The 19,906-nt window shown below is 58.7% G+C and carries 19 protein-coding genes; 10 read left to right on the top strand and 9 right to left on the bottom strand.

What is annotated here, in order from left to right; all coding sequences use genetic code 11:
- Positions 1–46: 46 nt before the first annotated feature.
- On the bottom strand, positions 47–1,819 hold the full coding sequence (locus ACVW0R_RS07520) for an ABC1 kinase family protein (RefSeq protein ID WP_457501883.1): 1,773 nt from the start codon (positions 1,817–1,819) through the stop codon (positions 47–49).
- 152 nt (positions 1,820–1,971) lie between these two features.
- Positions 1,972–3,258, bottom strand: a complete 1,287-nt coding sequence (locus ACVW0R_RS07515; protein ID WP_011430404.1) for a glucose-1-phosphate adenylyltransferase — start codon at positions 3,256–3,258, stop codon at positions 1,972–1,974.
- A 117-nt stretch (positions 3,259–3,375) separates the two neighbouring features.
- Between ACVW0R_RS07515 and ACVW0R_RS07510 the strand changes: the two genes are divergently transcribed.
- From ACVW0R_RS07510 to sat, 3 genes are all read left to right on the top strand, one after another.
- Complete coding sequence (locus ACVW0R_RS07510; protein ID WP_011430403.1) at positions 3,376–4,158, top strand: ParA family protein; 783 nt, start codon at positions 3,376–3,378, stop codon at positions 4,156–4,158.
- Positions 4,159–4,286: 128 nt separating this feature from the next.
- Positions 4,287–4,658 carry a hypothetical protein gene (locus tag ACVW0R_RS07505; RefSeq protein ID WP_011430402.1) on the top strand — a complete coding sequence of 124 codons (372 nt, stop codon included), beginning with the start codon at positions 4,287–4,289 and terminating at the stop codon, positions 4,656–4,658.
- A 113-nt stretch (positions 4,659–4,771) separates the two neighbouring features.
- The gene (sat, locus tag ACVW0R_RS07500) at positions 4,772–5,953 is read left to right on the top strand and encodes a sulfate adenylyltransferase (protein WP_168173349.1); all 1,182 of its coding nucleotides are present in this window, start codon (positions 4,772–4,774) and stop codon (positions 5,951–5,953) included.
- A 298-nt stretch (positions 5,954–6,251) separates the two neighbouring features.
- Here sat and ACVW0R_RS07495 read toward each other — a convergent pair whose 3' ends face one another.
- The 7 genes from ACVW0R_RS07495 to pstS form a co-directional block, all read right to left on the bottom strand.
- Positions 6,252–6,428: a hypothetical protein gene (locus ACVW0R_RS07495; protein WP_168173350.1), complete on the bottom strand. Its 177-nt coding sequence runs from the start codon at positions 6,426–6,428 to the stop codon at positions 6,252–6,254.
- 295 nt (positions 6,429–6,723) lie between these two features.
- Entirely contained in the window at positions 6,724–7,158 is a 435-nt protein-coding gene (locus ACVW0R_RS07490) for a hypothetical protein (RefSeq protein WP_011430399.1), read from the bottom strand.
- 43 nt (positions 7,159–7,201) lie between these two features.
- Positions 7,202–8,029, bottom strand: a complete 828-nt coding sequence (locus tag ACVW0R_RS07485) for a TlyA family RNA methyltransferase (protein ID WP_457501882.1) — start codon at positions 8,027–8,029, stop codon at positions 7,202–7,204.
- A gap of 65 nt (positions 8,030–8,094) precedes the next feature.
- The gene (gene pstB / locus ACVW0R_RS07480; protein WP_099812076.1) at positions 8,095–8,922 is read right to left on the bottom strand and encodes a phosphate ABC transporter ATP-binding protein PstB; all 828 of its coding nucleotides are present in this window, start codon (positions 8,920–8,922) and stop codon (positions 8,095–8,097) included.
- 36 nt (positions 8,923–8,958) lie between these two features.
- Positions 8,959–9,858: a phosphate ABC transporter permease PstA gene (pstA, locus tag ACVW0R_RS07475; RefSeq protein ID WP_457501881.1), complete on the bottom strand. Its 900-nt coding sequence runs from the start codon at positions 9,856–9,858 to the stop codon at positions 8,959–8,961.
- A gap of 6 nt (positions 9,859–9,864) precedes the next feature.
- Positions 9,865–10,833, bottom strand: a complete 969-nt coding sequence (pstC, locus tag ACVW0R_RS07470; RefSeq protein ID WP_457501880.1) for a phosphate ABC transporter permease subunit PstC — start codon at positions 10,831–10,833, stop codon at positions 9,865–9,867.
- A gap of 71 nt (positions 10,834–10,904) precedes the next feature.
- The gene (pstS, locus tag ACVW0R_RS07465) at positions 10,905–11,888 is read right to left on the bottom strand and encodes a phosphate ABC transporter substrate-binding protein PstS (RefSeq protein ID WP_457501879.1); all 984 of its coding nucleotides are present in this window, start codon (positions 11,886–11,888) and stop codon (positions 10,905–10,907) included.
- A 443-nt stretch (positions 11,889–12,331) separates the two neighbouring features.
- Here pstS and rplI point away from each other — a divergent pair, with 443 nt between their 5' ends.
- From rplI to ACVW0R_RS07430, 7 genes are all read left to right on the top strand, one after another.
- Positions 12,332–12,793 carry a 50S ribosomal protein L9 gene (gene rplI / locus ACVW0R_RS07460; protein WP_011430393.1) on the top strand — a complete coding sequence of 154 codons (462 nt, stop codon included), beginning with the start codon at positions 12,332–12,334 and terminating at the stop codon, positions 12,791–12,793.
- Between the two features lie 110 nt (positions 12,794–12,903).
- The gene (gene dnaB, locus ACVW0R_RS07455) at positions 12,904–14,679 is read left to right on the top strand and encodes a replicative DNA helicase (protein ID WP_457501893.1); all 1,776 of its coding nucleotides are present in this window, start codon (positions 12,904–12,906) and stop codon (positions 14,677–14,679) included.
- Between the two features lie 128 nt (positions 14,680–14,807).
- Complete coding sequence (locus tag ACVW0R_RS07450; RefSeq protein ID WP_457501878.1) at positions 14,808–15,701, top strand: universal stress protein; 894 nt, start codon at positions 14,808–14,810, stop codon at positions 15,699–15,701.
- A 23-nt stretch (positions 15,702–15,724) separates the two neighbouring features.
- Positions 15,725–16,531 (top strand): nickel pincer cofactor biosynthesis protein LarB, encoded by an 807-nt coding sequence (gene larB / locus ACVW0R_RS07445; protein ID WP_457501877.1) that lies wholly within the window; start codon positions 15,725–15,727, stop codon positions 16,529–16,531.
- A 252-nt stretch (positions 16,532–16,783) separates the two neighbouring features.
- Positions 16,784–17,605 carry a TerC family protein gene (locus ACVW0R_RS07440; protein WP_228375215.1) on the top strand — a complete coding sequence of 274 codons (822 nt, stop codon included), beginning with the start codon at positions 16,784–16,786 and terminating at the stop codon, positions 17,603–17,605.
- Positions 17,606–17,915: 310 nt separating this feature from the next.
- The gene (locus ACVW0R_RS07435) at positions 17,916–18,653 is read left to right on the top strand and encodes an ABC transporter ATP-binding protein (RefSeq protein ID WP_457501876.1); all 738 of its coding nucleotides are present in this window, start codon (positions 17,916–17,918) and stop codon (positions 18,651–18,653) included.
- Positions 18,653–19,861 (top strand): MlaD family protein, encoded by a 1,209-nt coding sequence (locus tag ACVW0R_RS07430; RefSeq protein WP_099812083.1) that lies wholly within the window; start codon positions 18,653–18,655, stop codon positions 19,859–19,861. Before ACVW0R_RS07435 ends, ACVW0R_RS07430 begins: the two co-directional genes overlap by 1 nt.
- Positions 19,862–19,906: the final 45 nt, after the last annotated feature.

Here is a 19,906-nt window from a genome sequence, read left to right as displayed (position 1 = left end):
TTTTGTCCAGCTCAATAACAATAAACTTGAGTCATCTTCTTCCGTTCTACCTTTCCTGTCCCACTCCTGCCAGCAAATCCGACCAAGGTTGAGGTAGCCGCCAGCGGCTGAGATGTTCCAGATGGGCTTGCACCTGATCCCTCAACTCGGCCAAAGTATGTTGCAGATCGCTGGTTGAGGGCAGGGATCCCAGTGCCGCCTGCCAGAGGTGAGTTGGAGACAAGTCGGGGCTGATCACATGCCACAGCCGCTGCAGCTCCTCAAAGTGAAGGCGGTCATCTTCCGTGAGAGAAAGCACCAACTGGCGGCGCAGTTCACGGGCCTCCTCCGACATCAGGTAGCGCAAACCCATGCGGGCGGTGGGTACCCAATCCAGCCCCCCATCGCTGCGGGCAATTTGGATCAGGTTCTCCAAGCGGTTCCAGCGGAACTTGCCATCTTTAATTAGCACTTGCAGCAGCCGCTGGCGAATGCGGGGCGATTCGTCCGTCAGCAGGCGCTTGGCCACATAGGGATAGGCCACGCCGACAATGCGAAACTGCGGATAGAGGCTGAGGGCCACCCCCTCTTGGGTAACCAAAGAGCGGATGACCAACGCAAAGTGGGAGGGCACCTGAAAGGGGTAGCGGTACATCAAATCGGAGAACTGGTCGGTGGCGGTTTTGAAGTTAAAGTTGCCCACCTCCTGGTTCAACACATCCGCCAACACCGTCTCCAAAGCAGGGATCAGCTCTTGACGGTTGACATCCGGCTGTAAAAAGCCCAAGTGAATAAAATCGTCGAACAAGGCGTCGTAGTCGCGATCCACCAGGTGAACCAGCGCGTCCACCAGGTACTCCTTCATTTCTTCGGTGAGCTGATCCATCATGCCAAAGTCGATGTAGGCCAGGCGGCCATCGGGGAGGGCAAACAGGTTGCCCGGATGGGGATCGGCGTGGAAAAAGCCGTATTCCAGCAACTGCTTCAGTCCGGCCACCACGCCGATGCGCACCAATCGTTTCACCTCCAAGTTGGCGGCCCGAATGCGCTCCACATCGGTGAGCTTGATGCCGTCAATCCACTCCAGGGTCAACACGCGGCGGGTGCTGTAGGCCCAAAAGATGCGCGGCACATACACATCGGGATCGCCGCGAAAGTATTCGGCAAAGCGCTCGCAGTTCCGTCCCTCCTGCAGGTAGTCGATCTCCTCAAACAGCTTGCGACCAAACTCATCCACCACCGCCGTCAAGGTGTTGCCCAGGTTCAGGGGCAGCCAAGGCCCCAGCCAGGTGGAGGCCCAGCGGATGAGGTACAGATCCAGGCTCAGCCGCTCCCGCAGGTGGGGCCGTTGCACCTTCACCGCCACCCATTCGCCACTGTGCAGTTGCGCTTTGTAAACTTGGCCCAAGCTGGCGGCAGCCACCGGCTCGGGCGAGATCTGGGCGTAGATCTCGGTGATCGGACGGCCCAACTCTGACTCAATGCGGGCAAACGCCTCCTGGGAAGGAAAGCTGGGCAATTGATCCTGCAGCTTGGTGAGCTCTTCCAAGTAGTCTTTGCGCACCAAGTCCGGTCGCGTCGAGAGGGCCTGCCCCACCTTGATGAAGGTAGGCCCTAGGTCAGTGAGCAGCTTGCGCAACTGCTCTGCCCGCTGGGGCACTTTGCGATCGCCCTGTCCCCAAAGCTGATCCCAGCGTAGACAGAGAACAAACCAGAGGAGGGGCCAGAGAATGGCCAGCGCCCGACCCATCACCCGGAGCAGGCGCCAGCGGTAGTAACGAGTGATGAATTGCGGATCGTAAACTTCTAGGTCGGCAATGGAGGAAATCCTGTTAACCACGCTCAAGGGATCTCACAATCTGTTTTTAAAGCTCTTAATATCTATCGTAATCTATCGTAATGGCAAAAGCCTCTTGTTTTCTCTTATCTTGCTTAACAGCGCCTCCTCAGCGTTCGCCAGCCAGGTTCTCGGCCAAAGCCGGCTTCCCCCGATCAAATGACGGTGTTGTCCGGGATCACCGAGTCCTTGATGATGGTGACGATGCCGTTGCTGATCCAGATCCCTTCCTCTTCCCGCTGCGCTTCGCTGACGTGATCCTTGTTGAGGATGCGGACATTGCGCCCGATGCGGGCGTTTTTGTCCACGATGGCGTTGACGATGTGGGAGTTGGCGCCGATGCCCACCGGTGGGATCCCAGCCTCCAGCTTGGCCTGCCGCTCTTCTGCCGACTCGTAGTAATCGGCCCCCATGACCAGGGTATTCTCTACAATGGTATTGGCCTCCAGGCGGCTGCGAATGCCGATGATGGAATTGCGAATTTGAGCATTTTTGATGATGCAACCGTCGGCAATCATGGAGTTGACGATCTGGGAATCGAGGATTTTGTTGGGGGGCAAAAAGCGTGGGCGGGTGTAGATGGGCATTTCGCTGTCAAAGAAGCTGAAGGGAGGGTTGGGCTGCTGCACCAGCGCCAGGTTGGCTCGATAAAAAGCCTCGATGGTGCCGATGTCCTCCCAGTAGCCCTTGAACGGGTAGGCCTGCAGATGGTACTTGCCGATGGCTGACGGCAGCACCTCTTTGCCGAAGTCGGTGTGCTCCTTCACCTTCAGCATCTCGATGAGGGCCTCCCGCCTGAATACATAGATGCCCATCGAGGCGATGTAGGGCTTGGCTTTGGCCTCTTCCGGGCTGAGGCCGAGGGCTTGGGTATCCACCTGACAGGCTTTCAGCAGCTCCCCTTGCGGCTTTTCTTTGAAATCGACGATCCGTCCATCGGCGTCGATCTTGAGCAAGCCAAAACCCGAAGCCACTTTTTCTTCGCAGGGGAGCACCGCCAGCGTCACATCGGCTCCGGTTTGCCGGTGATAGTGAATAAAGGGGCGGTAGTCCATGCGGTAGAGGTGATCCCCCGATAGGATGAGGAAGTCCCGCGGCTTCCAGGAGTCCATCAGCCAGAGATATTGGCGCACAGCGTCGGCGGTGCCCTGAAACCAATCTGGGTTATCGGGCGTCTGTTGGGCCGCTAAAATATCCACAAAGCCGCCTGTGAAGGGAGACATGCGGTAGGTGTTGATGATGTGGCGGTTGAGGGAGGCGGAGTTGAACTGGGTGAGGACGTAGATTTTATCAATATCAGAATTGATGCAGTTGCTGACCGGGATGTCGATGAGGCGATACTTGCCTGCCAGAGGCACAGCAGGTTTAGCACGGCGCTTGGTCAGGGGATAAAGTCGGGTGCCACGCCCACCGCCCAGGATAATCGCCAGTACATCGCGCATGGTTGTCCTCCACCAGGCTACACCCAATAGCATAGACTGCTGCGGCGGCACCTGACCCAATCTGGCCAAGGGGAATCGGGAAATCGGAAGCGCCTGAAACAAACCCTGGGGAAGCTGATGGCACGCGTCCTGGCTTTTACCAACAACAAAGGGGGCACCGGCAAGTCCACCCTCTGCGTCCACGCGGCTCAGTTAACGGCTCAACGGGGCTACCGAGTTCTGCTCATCGATCTCACCTCCCAAGCCACCGCCAGCAGCCTTTACCTGGAAGAGGCCGGATCCCTGCCCCCCGAGGAAACGGTTTGGGCCAGCCTGCACCCGCAGTACCGACGTCCTTTGGAAGAGGTGATCTATTGCACCGACAAGGGGGTAGATGTGGCGCCCTCCCACAGCACCATGGCGGAAGTGGCGGCCCAACTGGCGGCTGCTGGCGACTCCGGGCAAGACCTGTTGCAGCATCAGCTCGCTCCCCTGCTGCCGGATTACGACTTTGTCTTTCTCGATACGCCAGGGGAACTGAACGCCCTCACCGCCAACGCCCTGCGGGCGGCCCGGCGCGTGTTGATCCCGACACGGCTCAACCGCGTCGACTTCTCTTGTACAGAGGTGACCCTGCGCTATGTCGAGTCCCTGAAGGGCGAGTTGAGCCAAGTCCGCGCCATCTTGACCATGCTGGACGACCGCTACTTGCCAGGGGGCATCTGGTCCGGATCCCATACCGGGCAATTGTATGTGCAAGCGCAACAGATTTTTGCGGATGTGCTTTCACCCGTTACCATTCCAGATAGCAGCGATTTGCGCACCGCTTTTGACTACGGCTTGACGGTCATGGACTATCGGCCTGGCTCGGTGGTGTGTCAGCGATTGGAGCAGTTTGTCGAACATGAGGTGCTCTTGTGACTGGATCGGACCGTAGCCTCTTTCCTTCTTCGGGAGAAACTTCCCGCACTCGGCGCAAGGCCAGTGCTAAAACCAGTTCAGAGCCCACCCCTGCAGAATCTACTCCCACGGGCGAGGAGCCGACAACGATGTCTTCTCAGTCTCCTACAGAACCAGCCCCAGAATCGCCGGACCTTGAAACCCTCAAAAGCCAACTGGCCGAAGCTCAACAACTTTTGCAGGACTACCAAAACAAAGTCTCTGCCCTGCAAGCTCAGCTACAGCAAGTCACTGCCCACCGCGACGAATTGCAGAAGGCGCTGGCCCAGTTACAGGCGGTGGCCGAGGAGCGGGCCAAGACCATTCAGGAACTGCAAAGCCGCCGAGGGCAAGTCGCACCTTTACCCAAGCCGCAACCCCAGCCTTCGCCTCTGCACGCGCAAAAGAAGATCATGAATCGGCCCATCTTTGACAACGTGTCGCCCACCGACGAAGATATGCCCCCCTACATGCTGGACTAGGCAGTTGGTACTAGTCTGGATTGCGCCGGAGGAAAGGAGGGTGTAGGGTTAGGGATCCCTGTCTGCTCGGTTGCCGTTCCGGTCTGCACGCTATGACTCCATCCCAGGCGAAGATGACTGTTTCTGGCGATGCCATTCCGCCCCACGGGGGCACCTTGGTCAACCGCATTGCCTCCCCTGAGCAGGCGCAGGAGCTGCGCTCCAAAGCTGAACACTGCCCCATCCTCCACCTCGACGAGCGGGCCCAGTCGGATCTGGAGATGATCGCCATCGGGGGCTTCAGCCCGCTCACCGGCTTCATGGGGCGGGAAGATTACCAGTCGGTTCTGGAGACGATGCACCTGGCCAACGGCCTGGCTTGGTCGCTGCCGGTAACGCTGCCGGTCTCTGCCGAGATAGCTGCCGATCTCAAGGAAGGGCAGACCATTGCCTTGGCCAATGCCGAGGGCAGGCTCTTGGGCCTGTTGGAATTGACCGAGAAGTTCACCTACGACAAAACCCGCGAAGCGCAGCAGGTCTACCGCACTACCGATGAGCAGCATCCGGGGGTGAAGGTGCTCTACCAACAGGGATCCGTCTATTTGGCCGGCCCTGTAACTCTCTTGCAGCGGGATCCCCATCCCCTTTTCCCGGCCTACCAGATCGACCCGGCCCAGTCGCGGCAACTGTTTCGGGAAAGAGGCTGGAAAACCATTGTCGGCTTTCAAACCCGCAACCCCATCCACCGCGCCCACGAGTACATTCAAAAGTGCGCTCTGGAAATCGTGGACGGGCTGTTTCTCCACCCGCTGGTGGGGGCCACCAAAAACGACGACATCCCCGCCGAGGTGCGCATGCGCTGCTACGAGGTGCTGATCGAAAAGTACTTCCCCAAGGAGCGGGTGATCCTGGCCATCAACCCTGCGGCCATGCGCTACGCCGGCCCGCGCGAGGCCATCTTCCACGCCCTCGTTCGCAAAAACTACGGCTGCACCCATTTTATTGTGGGCCGGGATCACGCCGGGGTGGGCAACTACTACGGCCCTTATGATGCCCAGCACATTTTCGATGAGTTCCGTCCCGAGGAACTGGGCATCATCCCCCTCAAGTTTGAACATGCCTTCTATTGCACCGTCACCGGCACCATGGCCACGGCCAAGACCAGCCCCAGCCAGCCCCACCAGCGCATCCACCTCTCGGGCACCAAGGTGCGGGAAATGCTGCGCCGCGGCGAGATCCCCCCGCCGGAGTTCTCCCGCCCCGAGGTAGCCCAACTGCTGGCCGAAGCTATGCGTGAGCGGGGACAGCCTGAGTAGGGGCAAAAAGAGCCTGCTCCAGCCCAGGCCCTCTGTGTTCTTGGGGAGTCGGCCAAGCTGAAATAGGGCGCTGCCTCCTTGCCTAGGCTGACTCCGCTAGATTGATCGTTGGGTTGCGGTCGCAGAGCCCCCAGGTATCAGCTTAAAACCGGTTCTGTACATGGGCATCACCGGCCAGTCCTCTGGCGCAGCCTCAGGGATACCAAACCATAAACAAACCCACGCCCAAAAGCAGGGGAAGGATGCTGCTCTCCTAGGAAACTCTCGCCAGGAAGCCCTCCATGGGCAGCAACAGACCTCATCCCGCCTCAAAGCGGAGCTGGTCGGGATCCACATAATAGCAGCGGGCATTGTCAACACAGATCAACGCCCAGCCATTTTGGTCAACATCGACCAACGTATACTCGGATTGAGGGATGAAGTGGCCCTGGTGGTTGCGGGTCTCGCCTTTAACCCAAACGGTCTGACGGTTCATCTTCAAGTTCCTCCAATTTACAGTCAAAGAAAATCAAAAGCAGAACTCAATTTCAATGCAAGTCGATGCAAGAAGTGTCACACCAAACAGAAACCCTTGCATCTCCTCAAAGCCCAACAAATCCACAGGCTTGCGTGGGATGCAAGCTAACTCACAGCGGTGCCCGAATACCGTCTTGCGATTTGGTAAGAGAAGTCTAGCACCAACTCTATGAGAATATTGTTAAAAGTTGCGGATTAAGTTGACAAGCTCTAGATTTTCCTAAATTCTTGTTGCAAAATCGGGTTAAGCCTGCTTAACCTGCTTGGTCTACTTCAAATAGCCATTGGTGCATCTTGCTCAACTGAGGCCAATTGGGACGGCGGTTCCCTCCCTCTGCCAAGTTAGATTTGACCCCCTCGATCTGCTCGGGATCCCGCGCCAAGATTTGCTTGATGATCTCCACCTGCTGGCGTACCCCTGTTTTTTTCAGCTCCAGCATCGCCAAAGTCAAGTTCACCCGCGGCTGGGCGTCCACCGGGTCTAGCTTCACAGCAGTTTGGGCAGCTTTCAGGGCTTTTTCCGCTTGCCCCTCCAAAAGATAGAGCCAGGACAAGCAAGTCCAGGCTGCTGCCGCCTTCGGGGATCCCTTACAAATGGCCTCGAAGGAAGGGATCAGCGTCTTGGCCGCTTCCCCCGCCTCGTAGCGCCGGATCCCTTCCTGAAACAATTCTTCAATGGCTGCGCTCATCGTTCTCAACTCGGCATAATGACGTATTGACAAGTGCACTACTTTATGGGTGTAAGGCTGCTCTTGCCTGCTCGCTCATCTGCTGAAGTGCACCGAGGTCGGGGAGAGGGATCCCTTCTCCTTCCGCCAGCCAGAGCCAGTACTCGATGTTGCCGGCAGGGCCAGTGATAGGCGACCAAGTATAGCCCTGCACCTGCCAGCCGCGGGCCACCGCCGCCTGCATTACTGTCTGCAGCACGCGGGCATGGACGGCCGGATCCCGCACTACCCCCCTTTTGCCCACCTGGCCTCGGCCCGCCTCAAACTGCGGCTTGACTAGCAGCAAGGCTTCCCGCGGCGAGCGCAACAGCTTCCACAGAGGATCCAACACCTTAGTCAGGGAAATAAAGGAGAGATCCACCACTGCCAGATCCGGCCAGTTGGGAGTGGGCACCTCGGTTCCGTAGAGATCGGCTGGCTGAAGATAGCGCAAGTTGGTTCGTTCCTTAAGGATTACCCGCGGGTCAGTTCGCAAAGACCAGGCCAATTGGCCATAGCCCACATCCACCCCATAGACCCGCTGCGCCCCTCGTCGCAGGAGGCAATCGGTGAAGCCCCCAGTGGAGATGCCAGCATCCAAACAGATGCGACCCTGGACTTGAATGGGAAAAGCTTGCAGTGCCCCCTGAAGCTTTTCTCCTCCTCGCGAGACAAAAGCAGACTTGGCCTGGATGTGGACTACAGGATCTCCGCTTACCCACGTCCCGGCTTTTTCCGCCCGTACTCCGTTGAGGAAGACTTCTCCCGCCAAGATAGCCCGCTGCGCCTGCTGGCGCGAAGAAAAATACCCTTGCTCCACCAGCCAGGTATCCAGGCGGACTCGATCGGCCATGCCCTAGCCACTGGCCTTCCACTCCATCAAGATAGACGACCGGGATCCCTTCTGTCAGCCGCGACTTAGCCAAAGCGCCCGCTCACATACTCTTCCGTCTCGCGGTTGGCGGGAGAGTTGAAGATCTTCTCGGTGCGGTCAAACTCTACCATTCGTCCGTAGCGGATCCCTCTCTCGTCAAGTTCAGTGTTGAAGAAGGCAGTGAAGTCGGACACGCGAGCTGCCTGCTGCATGTTGTGGGTGACGATGATGATCGTGTAGCGACGGCCCAATTCCTTAAGCAGCTCCTCAATGCGCAGCGTAGAAATCGGATCCAGCGAGGCGCAAGGCTCGTCCATTAGAATTACCTCCGGCTGAATGGCCAGGGTGCGGGCAATGCAGAGGCGCTGCTGTTGTCCACCGGAGAGGGAAAGGGCGCTCATCCTCAACTTATCTTTCACCTCATCCCAGAGAACGGCCTGGCGCAGTGCCCGCTCCACGAGCTCGTCCAGATCCCCCTGGTAGCCATTAATCCGGGGCCCAAAGGCAATGTTGTCGTAGACGGATTTGGGGAAGGGGTTGGGCTTCTGAAACACTAGGCCAACCCGCCGCCGCACCTCAGAGGGATCCACATCCGGGTCGTAGATGTTTTTCCCGTGGAAGATAACGGAGCCTTCTACCCTTGCCCCTGGGATTAAGTCATTCATGCGGTTGAAGCAGCGCAAAATAGTGCTCTTGCCGCAACCTGAGGGTCCAATAAAGGCTGTGATGTGATTTTTCGGGATCTTCAGGGAAACCTGCTTAACCGCCAGGTGGGAGCCGTAGTAGACGCTCAGATCCCGCGTCTCTAGTTCAACCTCCAACCGGGTGGGTTGCTCAGGAGAGCCCGACTTGTCAGAGAGTGGAGAGCGCATAGGCGTGTTGAAAAGAAGATAACGTCGCTGCAAGGCTTAGATAGTGATGGCTTCTTGGCGACGACTCACAAGGAGCCGGAAACTGACGGTGGTAATCAGGACCAAAATCACCAGAGCCAAAGCCCCTCCCCAGGCAAGCTTCTGCTGGTTTTCAAAGGGGACAAGGGCAAAGTTGTAGATCAACACAGCCAGCGAGGCCACTGGCTTCAACAAACCGCTGGGCCAGAGAAAGCTAAACAAAGCCGTGAAGATCAGGGGCGCCGTCTCACCTGCAGCGCGGGCAATGGCCAACGTCACCCCCGTCAGGATCACCGGCAGAGCCGCTGGCAACACCACGCGAAACACCGTCTGCACTCGCGAAGCCCCCAACGCATAGGCAGCAGCCCGCGTATCGGCCGGCACCAGGCGCATCGCCTCTTCACTGGACAAAATGATGATAGGCAGGGTCAGCACCGATAGAGCCATCCCGCCGGCAAGGGCCGAGAAGGTTTTGGAGGAAAGCACCAGCACCCCATAGGCAAACACCCCGGCAATGATGGAGGGAACCCCCGTCAACACCTTGATAACGAAGCGCAGAAAGGAGGCCGTGGGGCTGTTTTTGCCAAACTCCGAGAGATAGATGGCTGCGAATAGACCAATGGGGAATGTGATGGAGATAGCAATCGACACCACAATAATCGTCCCCAGCACCGCATTGCCAAATCCGCCCACCTGATCGCCCGGAGGAGGGGGAAGCTGGGTCAGCGTCTGCCAGTTCAGGCGCTCGATGCCCCTGGTGAAAACGTAGTAGAGGATGAGAGCCAGCACAAAAATGGCGAAGATGCTGGAGATAGTTGTCAGCGCTGTCATTCCTACATCCAAGAAGATGCGCTGCCAGGGCTTCGCTCTGCGCTTAAACAAATTGCCTTGCTCTACCGCCTGCACTTGCGCTGTCATGTTCCTCTACTCCCACGAAGCTGTTAGCGCAAACTTGACACGGCGTATCATCAGCTCCGCCGCAATGTTAACCACCAGAGTGATGGCTAACAGAATCAAGGCCAAATACATAAGTGCTGCAACCTGCTCGGGGCCCGCTTCCGCAAACTCGTTGGCCAATAGGGCTGGGATGTTGCTGGCAGGAGCCAGAACCGAGATGCTAATGCCGCGGGCATTCCCAATCAGCATCGCTACTGCCATCGTCTCCCCCATGGCGCGTCCCAAACCCAAAACCACCGCTCCCAGGAGGCCGCCAATTGCTGCCGGCAGCACGACACCAAAGATGGCTTCCCAGCGAGTGGCTCCCATCGCATAGGCAGCCGCCCGCAACTCTGGCGGAACGGACACCAGCATTTCCCTGGCGATGGCAGTAATGATGGGGATGATCATGATCCCCAAGACAACCCCCGATGTCAACATCCCAGGCCCTACTGGTGGTGTGCTGAAAATGGGCAGCCAGTTGAAGTGCTGGAACAAAAACATCTGTATAGGGCGGAAGAAGGGGATGAAGATAAACAACCCCCAAATGCCGTAGACCACACTGGGAATGGCTGCCAGCAGCTCCACCACGATGATCAAGGCTGTGCGCAAAGGCTTGGGCAAAAAGTCCTCGCTCAAAAAGATGGAGATGCCAAAGCTTAAGGGAACGCCCACGATCAGAGCAATCAGAGAAGTTACCAGCGTGCCGTAGATCTGGGGCCAAGCACTGTAAATGTTCTCAACAGGATCCCAGGTGGTGCCCCAGAAAAAGCCCAGCCCGAACTTCCGAATGGCAGGTAGCGCCTGAATCCCAATCTCCAGGGCAATCCACAACAGTAGGAAAGCCGAGAAAAAGACGGCGATCCGCGTTGCCCAAATAAATAGCCAGTCGCGCCGGCGCTGGAAGACGGGCCGGGGCCGAAATAGAGAACTGCTCTCCGAAAAGGTAGTGGTCATCTGCTGGGTAGGGGGTACAAACCTCTACAAAGTGATGCTTTCCAGGGCAGCCAGAGCTTTCTTCCAAACCTCTACGGAGTGATTTTTTCCAGGGCAGCCAGAGATTTCTTTCGCGTTTCCTCCGGCAAAGGCACATAGCCCAGCGGCTCCGCAAAGGATTGCCCCTCGGTGAGGGCGTAGCGAAGAAACTCTCTGACAGCCTTGGAGGTTTCAGCTTTGGGGTAGACTTGGTAAGCCAGGATCCACGTGTAGCCCACAATGGGGTAGGAGTCTTCCCCTTCGGGATCTGGGTCAACCCCCAGCAGCCGCTCGTCGAGCTTGATTCTCGCCAGCGCTGCCTGCTCCGTCTCAACTTTGGGGACGACGAACTTGCCTGCCCGGTTTTCCAGGCGAGCGAAATTTAGGTTGTTGAGCTTAGCAAAGCCGTACTCCACATAGCCGATTGAGCCAGGAATCTGCTTGATTTGTTCAGAAACGCCTTCGTTACCGCGAGCTCCCACGCCAGTTGGCCAGTTCACGGAAGAGCCACGGCCCACTTTTTGCCGCCATTCGGGGCTAATGGCGTTGAGGTGGGTGGTAAAGATGTCGGTGGTGCCACTGCCATCAGAGCGGTGCACAACAGTAATCGGCAGATCTGGGAGAGTCACGCCTGGGTTAAGGCCAGCCAGCAGCGGATCGTTCCATTTCTTGATCTTGCCCAGGAAGATATTGGCCAGCGCCAGGCGAGAGAGGCGAAGTTCAGGACCTACGCCGGGGACGTTATAGGCTGCCACCAATGCCCCGCCCACCGTAGGCACGGCCACCATGCCCTTGGGAGGGTTGGCTTCACCCTCAATCTTGCTAATCTCCTCAGGACGCGGCACGCTATCACTGGCGCCGAAGTTGACAGTGCGGGCCACAAATTGCTGACGGCCAGCGCCGCTCCCCACCGATTGGTAGTTGACTTGGATGTTGGGGTTTTTCTTGCCAAATTCTTGGGCCCACGTTTGGTAGAGGGGGGCCGGGAAGGTAGCTCCAGCGCCATTGATGGTTATCGTCTTCTGCTGGGCAAACACTCGCTGCCAGCCGGCCTGACTTGCCGCAAACCAGCAGCAACTGCCGACAAGGACTTGAGGAAAGAACGACGACCCAAGGAATGCGACATCAACATACAGAGATCTCTCCACTGAAGAGCGTGTCCTAGCCTCGGTCAAAAAGCTGCAACTGTGAAACCTAACTCCAAGAGTTCAGTCCACCGGGCCGAAGAGAGCACAGGATCTCGTTGAGACCGCAGCCCTTGCAACTCAGTCGCTAATCGGTTGTTAAGTGTAACGTAAGGTCAACCCTTTTTGGGTCAACAAGAGGTTAAATTCAGGTTATTTCTAGGCCCAGCAGCCGAGGTCGCGACTGTCGGGCTTAATCAGGGTAGAGACCCCAGGGGGAGGCTGGGGCTGGGCTGACATTGGTCGGGGGAATGCCTAGAATAGAGGTCTGTCAAGAGAGTGGGTGCCTTCCTCCTATGGCAAAAGATGTGCAGGTGATGCTGCGCCAGGCGGTTCCTGGGCTCGGCAAGCCGGGAGAGGTGGTGAGTGTCAGGCCGGGCTATGCCCGCAACTACCTTTTCCCGCGGCAGATGGCGGTGCGGCTTACGCCTGGACTTCTCAAGGAGCAGCAGATGCGGCGGGAGCAGGAAGCAGCCCGCAAGCTGGCTGAGAAGCAACAGGCGGAAAACTACAAAAAGGCTTTGGAGACGATTGGCCGTTTTGTCATCCGCAAGAAGGTGGGCGAAAAAGATCTGCTCTTTGGACAGGTAACTGCCAGCGATATTGCCGAGGTGGTGCTGGCTACCAGTGGCCTCGATATCGACCGCCGCAATGTCCTACTCGATGAGGAGATCAAGAAAACTGGGGTTTACCTGGTGCAGGTGAAGTTACACCCCGAGGTTACCGCTACGCTGCGCATTCAGGTCACGCCTGAGTAGAAAAGAGGTTCTGGTTCAGACGGCTATGCCCACTTGGCTCGCTGCGCTAGGGTGTGCAGCCTAGCAGTCGGAGAGCGGGGGAGAGCTTGGTTTTTCTACCCTGGCTGGTGGTGATTAGCGATTACGACCTGACCGGTGGGGATCGGCTTCCGCCTCAGAACATCGAAGCTGAGGAGGAGATCTTGGGCGGCATCCTCCTTGACCCTGAAGCGATGGCGCGGGTGGCGGAGCTCTTGCGGCCTGAGATGTTCTACCTCTCCGCCCACCAGGAGATCTACCGGGCTGCTCTGCAGTTGTACAGCCAGGGCCAGCCCACTGACCTGACCACTGTTTCTGCCTGGTTGGCAGATCACCAGCTCTTGGAGCGGGTGGGAGGAACGGCGGCAATTCGCCGCCTAGTGGAGCAGACGGTTAGCAGTGTCAACATTGACCAGTATGCCCGTCTGGTGGTGGACAAATACATGCGCCGCCGGCTGATTCAAGTCAGCAACACCTTGGCGCGTCTGGCCTACGACACTAGCCAGCCTCTCCCTCAGCTCCTGGATCGAGCCGAGCAAGAGGTGTTCAGCCTCACCCAGGAACGGGTGCAGCGCAGCCTTGTTCCAGCCTCGGAAGTTTTGGTAAACATCTTCTCAGAGTTGGAGGAGAGGTTCCAGAGCGGGGCTCAGATCCCTGGGATCCCGACCAAATTCATTGACCTCGACAACCTGACCCAGGGCTTGCAGCGGTCGGATTTGGTCATCCTAGCCGGCCGTCCCTCGATGGGAAAGACCAGCCTGGCTCTTAACATTGCCCAAAATGTGGCTGCCTACGTCAAGCAACCGGTGGCCATCTTCAGCCTGGAGATGTCGCGGGAGCAACTGGTGCAGCGGCTCTTGGCCAGCGAGGCGCGCATTGATAGTAGCCGTCTGCGATCCGGGCGCATCAGCGAGAATGAGTGGCAACGCCTGGGGCAGGCGATTGGCTTTTTGTCGCAACTGCCTTTGTTTATCGACGACACGCCCAACTGCACGGTTACAGAAATTCGCTCTAAGGCGCGGCGTCTGCAGGTGGAGCAAGGAGGGACGTTGGGGTTGGTGTTGATCGACTACTTGCAGCTAATCCAGGGATCTGAGTCCGACAACCGGGTGCAGGAATTGTCGCGCATTACCCGCGGCCTCAAGGCGCTAGCCAAAGAGCTGATGGTGCCGGTGCTGGTGCTATCTCAGCTCAGCCGGGCAGTGGAGTCGCGCTCAGACAAGCGTCCGCAACTGGCAGATTTGCGGGAGTCGGGTTGTCTAGCCGGCGATACCCGCGTGAGGGACGTGGATCGCGGCAAGATCTGGCGGCTGGAGCAACTGGCAGCCCTGCCGCCTTCAGCAGAACTGCCGCGCCTGCTCAGCCTCAATGGGCGCGGGCGGCTGGTGCCCCAACAGCCAGTGAGGGTATTTTGCAGTGGGCGGCAGCCCACATGTCTTCTAAAAACCCGCCTCAACTTTTCCATTCGTGCCACTGGCAACCACCCTTTCCTAACTCGGGACGGCTGGAAAACCCTCGACGAGCTGCAACTGGAGGAGGAGGTGGCGGTGGCGGTGCAGGAGGGGTTGATCTGGGATCCCGTCGTCTTCATTAGCGAGCCGGGGGAGCCGCAACCGGTTTACGACATCGAGATGCCCCGCCACCACAACTTTGTGGCCAACGGCCTGCTGGTGCACAACAGCATCGAGCAGGATGCCGACGTGGTGATGATGATCTACCGGCCCGAGTACTACGATCCCAACACCAGCGATCGCGGAATTGCGGAGGTAATTGTTGCCAAACACCGCAACGGCCCCACGGGCACCGTACGCCTTTTGTTTGAAAGCCAGTACACCCAGTTTCGCAACTTGGCGGATCCCTATCGGTGAGCGAAAGCGGCAGCAGAAGTAGATCGGGACTCCTTTCAAGGACAGGTCCGGGGTGCGAGGTGTTAGCCTGAGATTGCCCCCCTAGGGCAGGTCGCTGTTGCTGGCTACCTCCCTCTGTCTAAAGCCATATGTTCAAAAGCCTGTTGATCGCCACCGATTGCCGCGATGGACTGCAGCGTTTTGGCAAATGCCTAGAAGAGCTTTACCTGAATGGGATTGAGCGCGTTGCTTTTGTGCATGGCGTTGCTCGGCAGGACGACGACATTGGCCTTCCCGAAGACCTCACCCCCAAAGTGCAGGCGCAACAGGCTCGCTTACACGAGGTGTTGAGCGCCGTTCCTGCAGGGCTGGAAGTCAAAGTCTTGGTGCAGGCGGGCAAGGCGGTGGATCTGATTTTAAGAGGGATCCAAACCTGCAGCTCCGACTTGCTAATCACAGGCATGGGGATCCACAATCTGCTCACCGAAAAACTGTTTGGAAGCACCACCTTGGAGCTGCTGCCGAAGCTGACCATCCCGGTAATGGTGATGCGTCCGCAACTCATCGCCGCCTTTACTCTGGAAGAATTGCGCCTGCGCAGCCGCCACCTATTTCGCTCCCTCCTAGTGCCTTTTGACTTTGAGGAGCCCCGCCGGCAGCTCCTCAGCCGTCTTGGCCAACTGCTGCCAGGAACTTCCCAGTGTCAGGCCATTACGCTGCTCTATGTGGTGGATCCCAGCGCCCGCCGCAACCAGGGATCGCCGGCAGAAGAGCTCAAGCGCAGGGCCGAGGCCGACTTGGCCCGGTTAGTCGAACCGCTGGTCGAGCAGGTAAAACCGGTGCAGTTGCGGGCCTTGGTGCGGGTGGGATCCCCGCTTCAGGAAATCCTAGCCACCGCTGCTGAGGAGGACATGACCGCCATTGCCACCGCCTCCCCACGGGTGGGGACCTTTTGGGAGTGGTCAATCCGTAGCCTCACCGGCGAGATTCTACGGCAAAGTTGGCATCCGGTGTTGTTTTTCCCGCGCGGTTCCTTAGCGTAGTAGAGCTGCCCAACCCCCCTTCTATGCCGCTTGACCAAACCTTGAAGGAACTGTTCCAGGCGGTGGCTCAGGGGAAGCTCTCTCCCGAGCAGGCCCTGCAAGCCTGTCGCTTCCTGCCTTTTGAGGCGGTAGGAGACTTCGCCCGTGTGGATCACCATCGCCTTCTGCGCACCGGCTTTCCCGAAGCCGTGTGGGGGCCGGGCAAAACTCCTGAGCAGATTGCCCAGATCCTGGAACGGCTCCACTGGCAGGGATCCCTAGCTTTGGCCACCCGCGTCGATCCCTCGGTCTATGCCCAAGTTCGCTGCCGCTTGCCCCAGGCCCAGTATTCTCCTGTAGCGCGCTTGTGCTGGATCCCTCCCCAAAAGGTGCATAGCTATCCCGGCCAGATTAGCGTGATCTCCGCCGGCACCGCCGATGTGCCGGTGGCCGAGGAGGCCGCTCTCACCGCCGAGCTGGCTGGGTTTCAGGTCAAGCGCCTCTGGGATGTGGGAGTGGCCGGGATCCATCGCCTGCTGCACCACCGCGCCGCCCTGGAAGCCGATGTGCTGATCGTGGTGGCGGGCATGGAGGGGGCCTTGGCCAGCGTGGTGGCGGGCCTGGCCGATTGCCCGGTGATCGCCGTGCCCACCAGCGTTGGCTACGGGGCCAGCTTCCAGGGCTTGGCTGCCCTGCTGACCATGCTCAACTCCTGTGCTCCTGGGGTGGGGGTAGTGAACATCGACAACGGCTTTGGGGCTGCGATTCTGGCCGGCCAGATCCTGCGCTGTGGCCAGCGGCTGGCGTCGCGATTGCCCTCGCCTGCATCCCCTGGAGAGGGAGAAGGTTAAGAAATGTAAAACAATCCTAAGCCAGACAGGCTATACTCAGGCCATGGCTAGGCCGGGATTTTGGCTGTCTCCGCTGGGAGGTTGTTTCCAAGAATTGAGGGGTGGGTTCTTTCCTCAGGTATCATTCTTGGGGCGCTCCCTAACGACCATAAAAACGACCATAAAAATGAAAGCAAATGAAAGGAGTTGTCGATTATAGGATAGCAGTCTGGGGTTGGCTGCACTGAACGAACGATTTTTTAGCCGGGGTACATGAAGCTTGCTGCTATGTCCATCGAGGCAATAAATACCGCTGTGGCTCTTGTTCAGGGGATCGTTCAGTCCTTCACTTGGACGGATCTCTTTTTGGTGGTGGCTCTGGTGTTTTTGGAAGCAGCCCTCTCTGCTGATAACGCCGTCGCTCTAGCTGCTTTGGTCAAGCATTTGCCCACCCCCCAGCAACAGAACCGGGCTTTGCGCTGGGGCATCATTGGCGCCTATGGTTTTCGCATCGCCATTGTGTTTGCAGCGGTTTGGCTGGTGGAGTATCCGCCCGCTCAGTTTCTTGGGGCCTGTTACTTGCTCTGGCTGGCCTGGCAGCATTTTCGCGGGGAAGAAGAAGGACCCGAGCAAGACATCACTCGCCAGGCCAATTTTTGGCAAACTCTGGTGATGGTAGAGCTGACGGATCTAGTCTTTTCTTTCGACAGCATCGCCGCTTCGGTGGGCGTCTCCCGCAAGGCTTGGGTGATCATCCTCGGCGGCATTCTCGGCATCACCCTGATGCGCTACATGGCCTCTTTGTTCTTGCGCTGGCTGGATGAGTTTTCCCGCCTGGAAGATGCTGCCTTTGCCATCATCGCCCTGGTGGGAAGCCTCATGCTGCTGGAGGTGTTTTTCCCCCAAATTGAGCTCCCGGAATGGGGGATGGTGCTGGCTGTGCTGCCTTTGTTTGTCTGGGGCTTTTCGCAGCGCCGCAGTCCTTCTCCTCCAGCCGTGGCCCAGCCAGATTCGACTCTGCCCAGTTCGACGGAAGGGATCCCTGCCGGCTTAGCCGCTCTTGCTGAGGTTGAGTCTGCCGCTGAGCTGGACTAAGGGAGCCCAGGGAGGAATTTCGGATCCCTGGGGCCGGTGAACGCCGGCAGGTTGTTCGGGCAACGGGAGGGCCTTGTAGACTAGTAGTGGAGGCAAGCCACCGGAGGAAGGTATCCTGATTCCGCAGTTTTGCCAGAAGTGGTGGGCAAAGTGCTGCCAGCAAGCCACTGCCACAAGCAGGGACAGCCAGCAGAAGCCGCCAGCAGGGGTAGAGAATGGTCAACCTCAGCCCCTTTCCTCTCCAGCCAAGGTAAACGATCCGATCCCTCTGGTAGAGCTGCGGCAGGTCTCTAAGCGCTTTGGGGCTACGGTGGTGCTGGATGGGATTGACCTCAAAGTGTACCGGGGCGATGCCCTAGGACTGGTGGGGCCTTCCGGCACTGGCAAGTCGACCCTGTTGCGCATCATCGCGGGCCTAACGGAGCCCGACGCTGGCGAAGTGCTCTGGTGCGGTATTCCTTTGCCAGAGATTCAGGCCGGCCACTGCACTCCTCCTTTGCGGCTGGGCATGGTATTTCAGCAAGCGGCCCTGTTCGACTCCCTGACGGTGGAGGAAAACGTCGGGTTTTTGCTCTACGAGCACTCGCGGCTGCCGCGAGCCCGCATTCGGGAACTGGTAGCGGCCAAGCTGGAGGCAGTGGGGCTGGCGGGTAAGGGGAACAGCCTGCCGGAAGAGCTCTCTGGGGGAATGCGCAAACGGGCTAGCTTTGCGCGCGCCATCATAGAGGATCCCTCTCTGCCCCAAGACGAGCCGCAACTGCTACTTTACGACGAGCCCACAGCGGGCCTGGATCCCATTGCTTCCACCGTAATCGAAGACCTCATCCGGGATCTGCAACAGGTGAAAAAAGCTTGCGAGAGCTACATCGTCGTAACCCACCAGCACAGCACCATCTACCGTGCCACCGACCGCGTTGTGCTCTTGGCCCAGGGGCGGGTGCAGTGGGAGGGATCCGTGCAAGAGATCGAAACGTGCGACAACCCCTTTGTGCGGCAATTTTTCAGCGGTAGCGTAGAAGGGCCAATTCAAGTGGCAGGGCAGGTGTGATGCGTTCGCGAGCAATCCGAGAAGGGGCGGTGGGCCTGTTGATCTTGGCGGGGGCACTGGGCTTTGCCGGGCTGTTTTTGTGGATCTACAACTTGCGCTTCGGCAGCCGCGGCTTTCGGTTCACCGTCACCTATCCCAATGTGGCCGGCCTGGCGGAAGGCTCCAGCGTGCGGCTGCGGGGAGTAGCTGTGGGCCGGGTGGAGCGCATCCTGCCCCAGGCAGCCCAGGTGGAGGTGCAGGTGGCTATCGACCAGCCGCTGGTCATCCCGCGCGACGCCCTGTTTGTTACCACCCAGACGGGGCTGGTGGGGGAGACGGTGATGGATATCCTGCCGCAGGCGGCTGTGCAGCTAACAGGATCTCCCTTGGCAGCCGATTGCGACCGCAGCCAGATCATCTGCGATGGGGATAGGGTGGAGGGCGAGCCGGGCGTGGGTTTCGGCCAGTTGCTGGTTCAGGTGGATCGGCTGGTGACGCGCATCAACAACGATGAGTTCTTCGATACCCTCAACGCCACCTTAGAAGGGATCACCCGTGTTGCCAACAGCGTGGCCGACCTCTCGGAAACTGTGGAGAAGCAGGTGGCAGCCCTGCGCACCGAAGATCTGGACTTGTCGCAATTTACCTCGGCTGCTGTGGCTATCCAAGACGCGGCTGGAGCTGTGAGGGAAACGGCCCGCAGTTTTCAAGCGGCTGCCGATCGGTTCACCGTTCTGGTGGAACAGAACCGCACCTCCCTCCAGGCTGCCCTGGAAAACATCCAGCAGGTGAGCGCTGATCTGCAAGCCATGTCGAGCGCGGTTCGCCCGCTGCTTACCGATCCGCAACTGCAGGCGGATGTGCGCCAGATCCTGGCCGAGGTGCGAGCGGCGGCGGAGAACGTGTCCCAAGCTACCGACGATCTGCGGCAGCTTGCCGCCAGCCTCAACGATCCGGGCACCCTGGCGACCTTGCGCCAAACTCTGGACTCGGCCCGCATCACCTTTCAAAACGCGCAAAAGATCACTGCCGATATCGACGAGCTGACCGGGGATCCCCAGTTTCGTCGCGCTCTCCGGGAACTGGTGTTGGGGCTGAGCAACTTGGTCTCCAGCGCCCCTTCAGAGGAAGGGATCCGGCCTGCTGGGGCTCAGGATTATCGCTTCCATCAGAACCTCTGGGGTACTCCCGCCACAGCGCAGCTTGGCGGGATGGGGGATAGGCGGTGAGACGAAGGGGTTCAATGCCCCTGAGTCTCACAATCTGGGCGTTGC

The sequence above is a fragment of the Thermostichus sp. MS-CIW-15 genome, from assembly GCF_054060575.1.
This window is presented reverse-complemented; position numbering and strand designations above follow the sequence as displayed.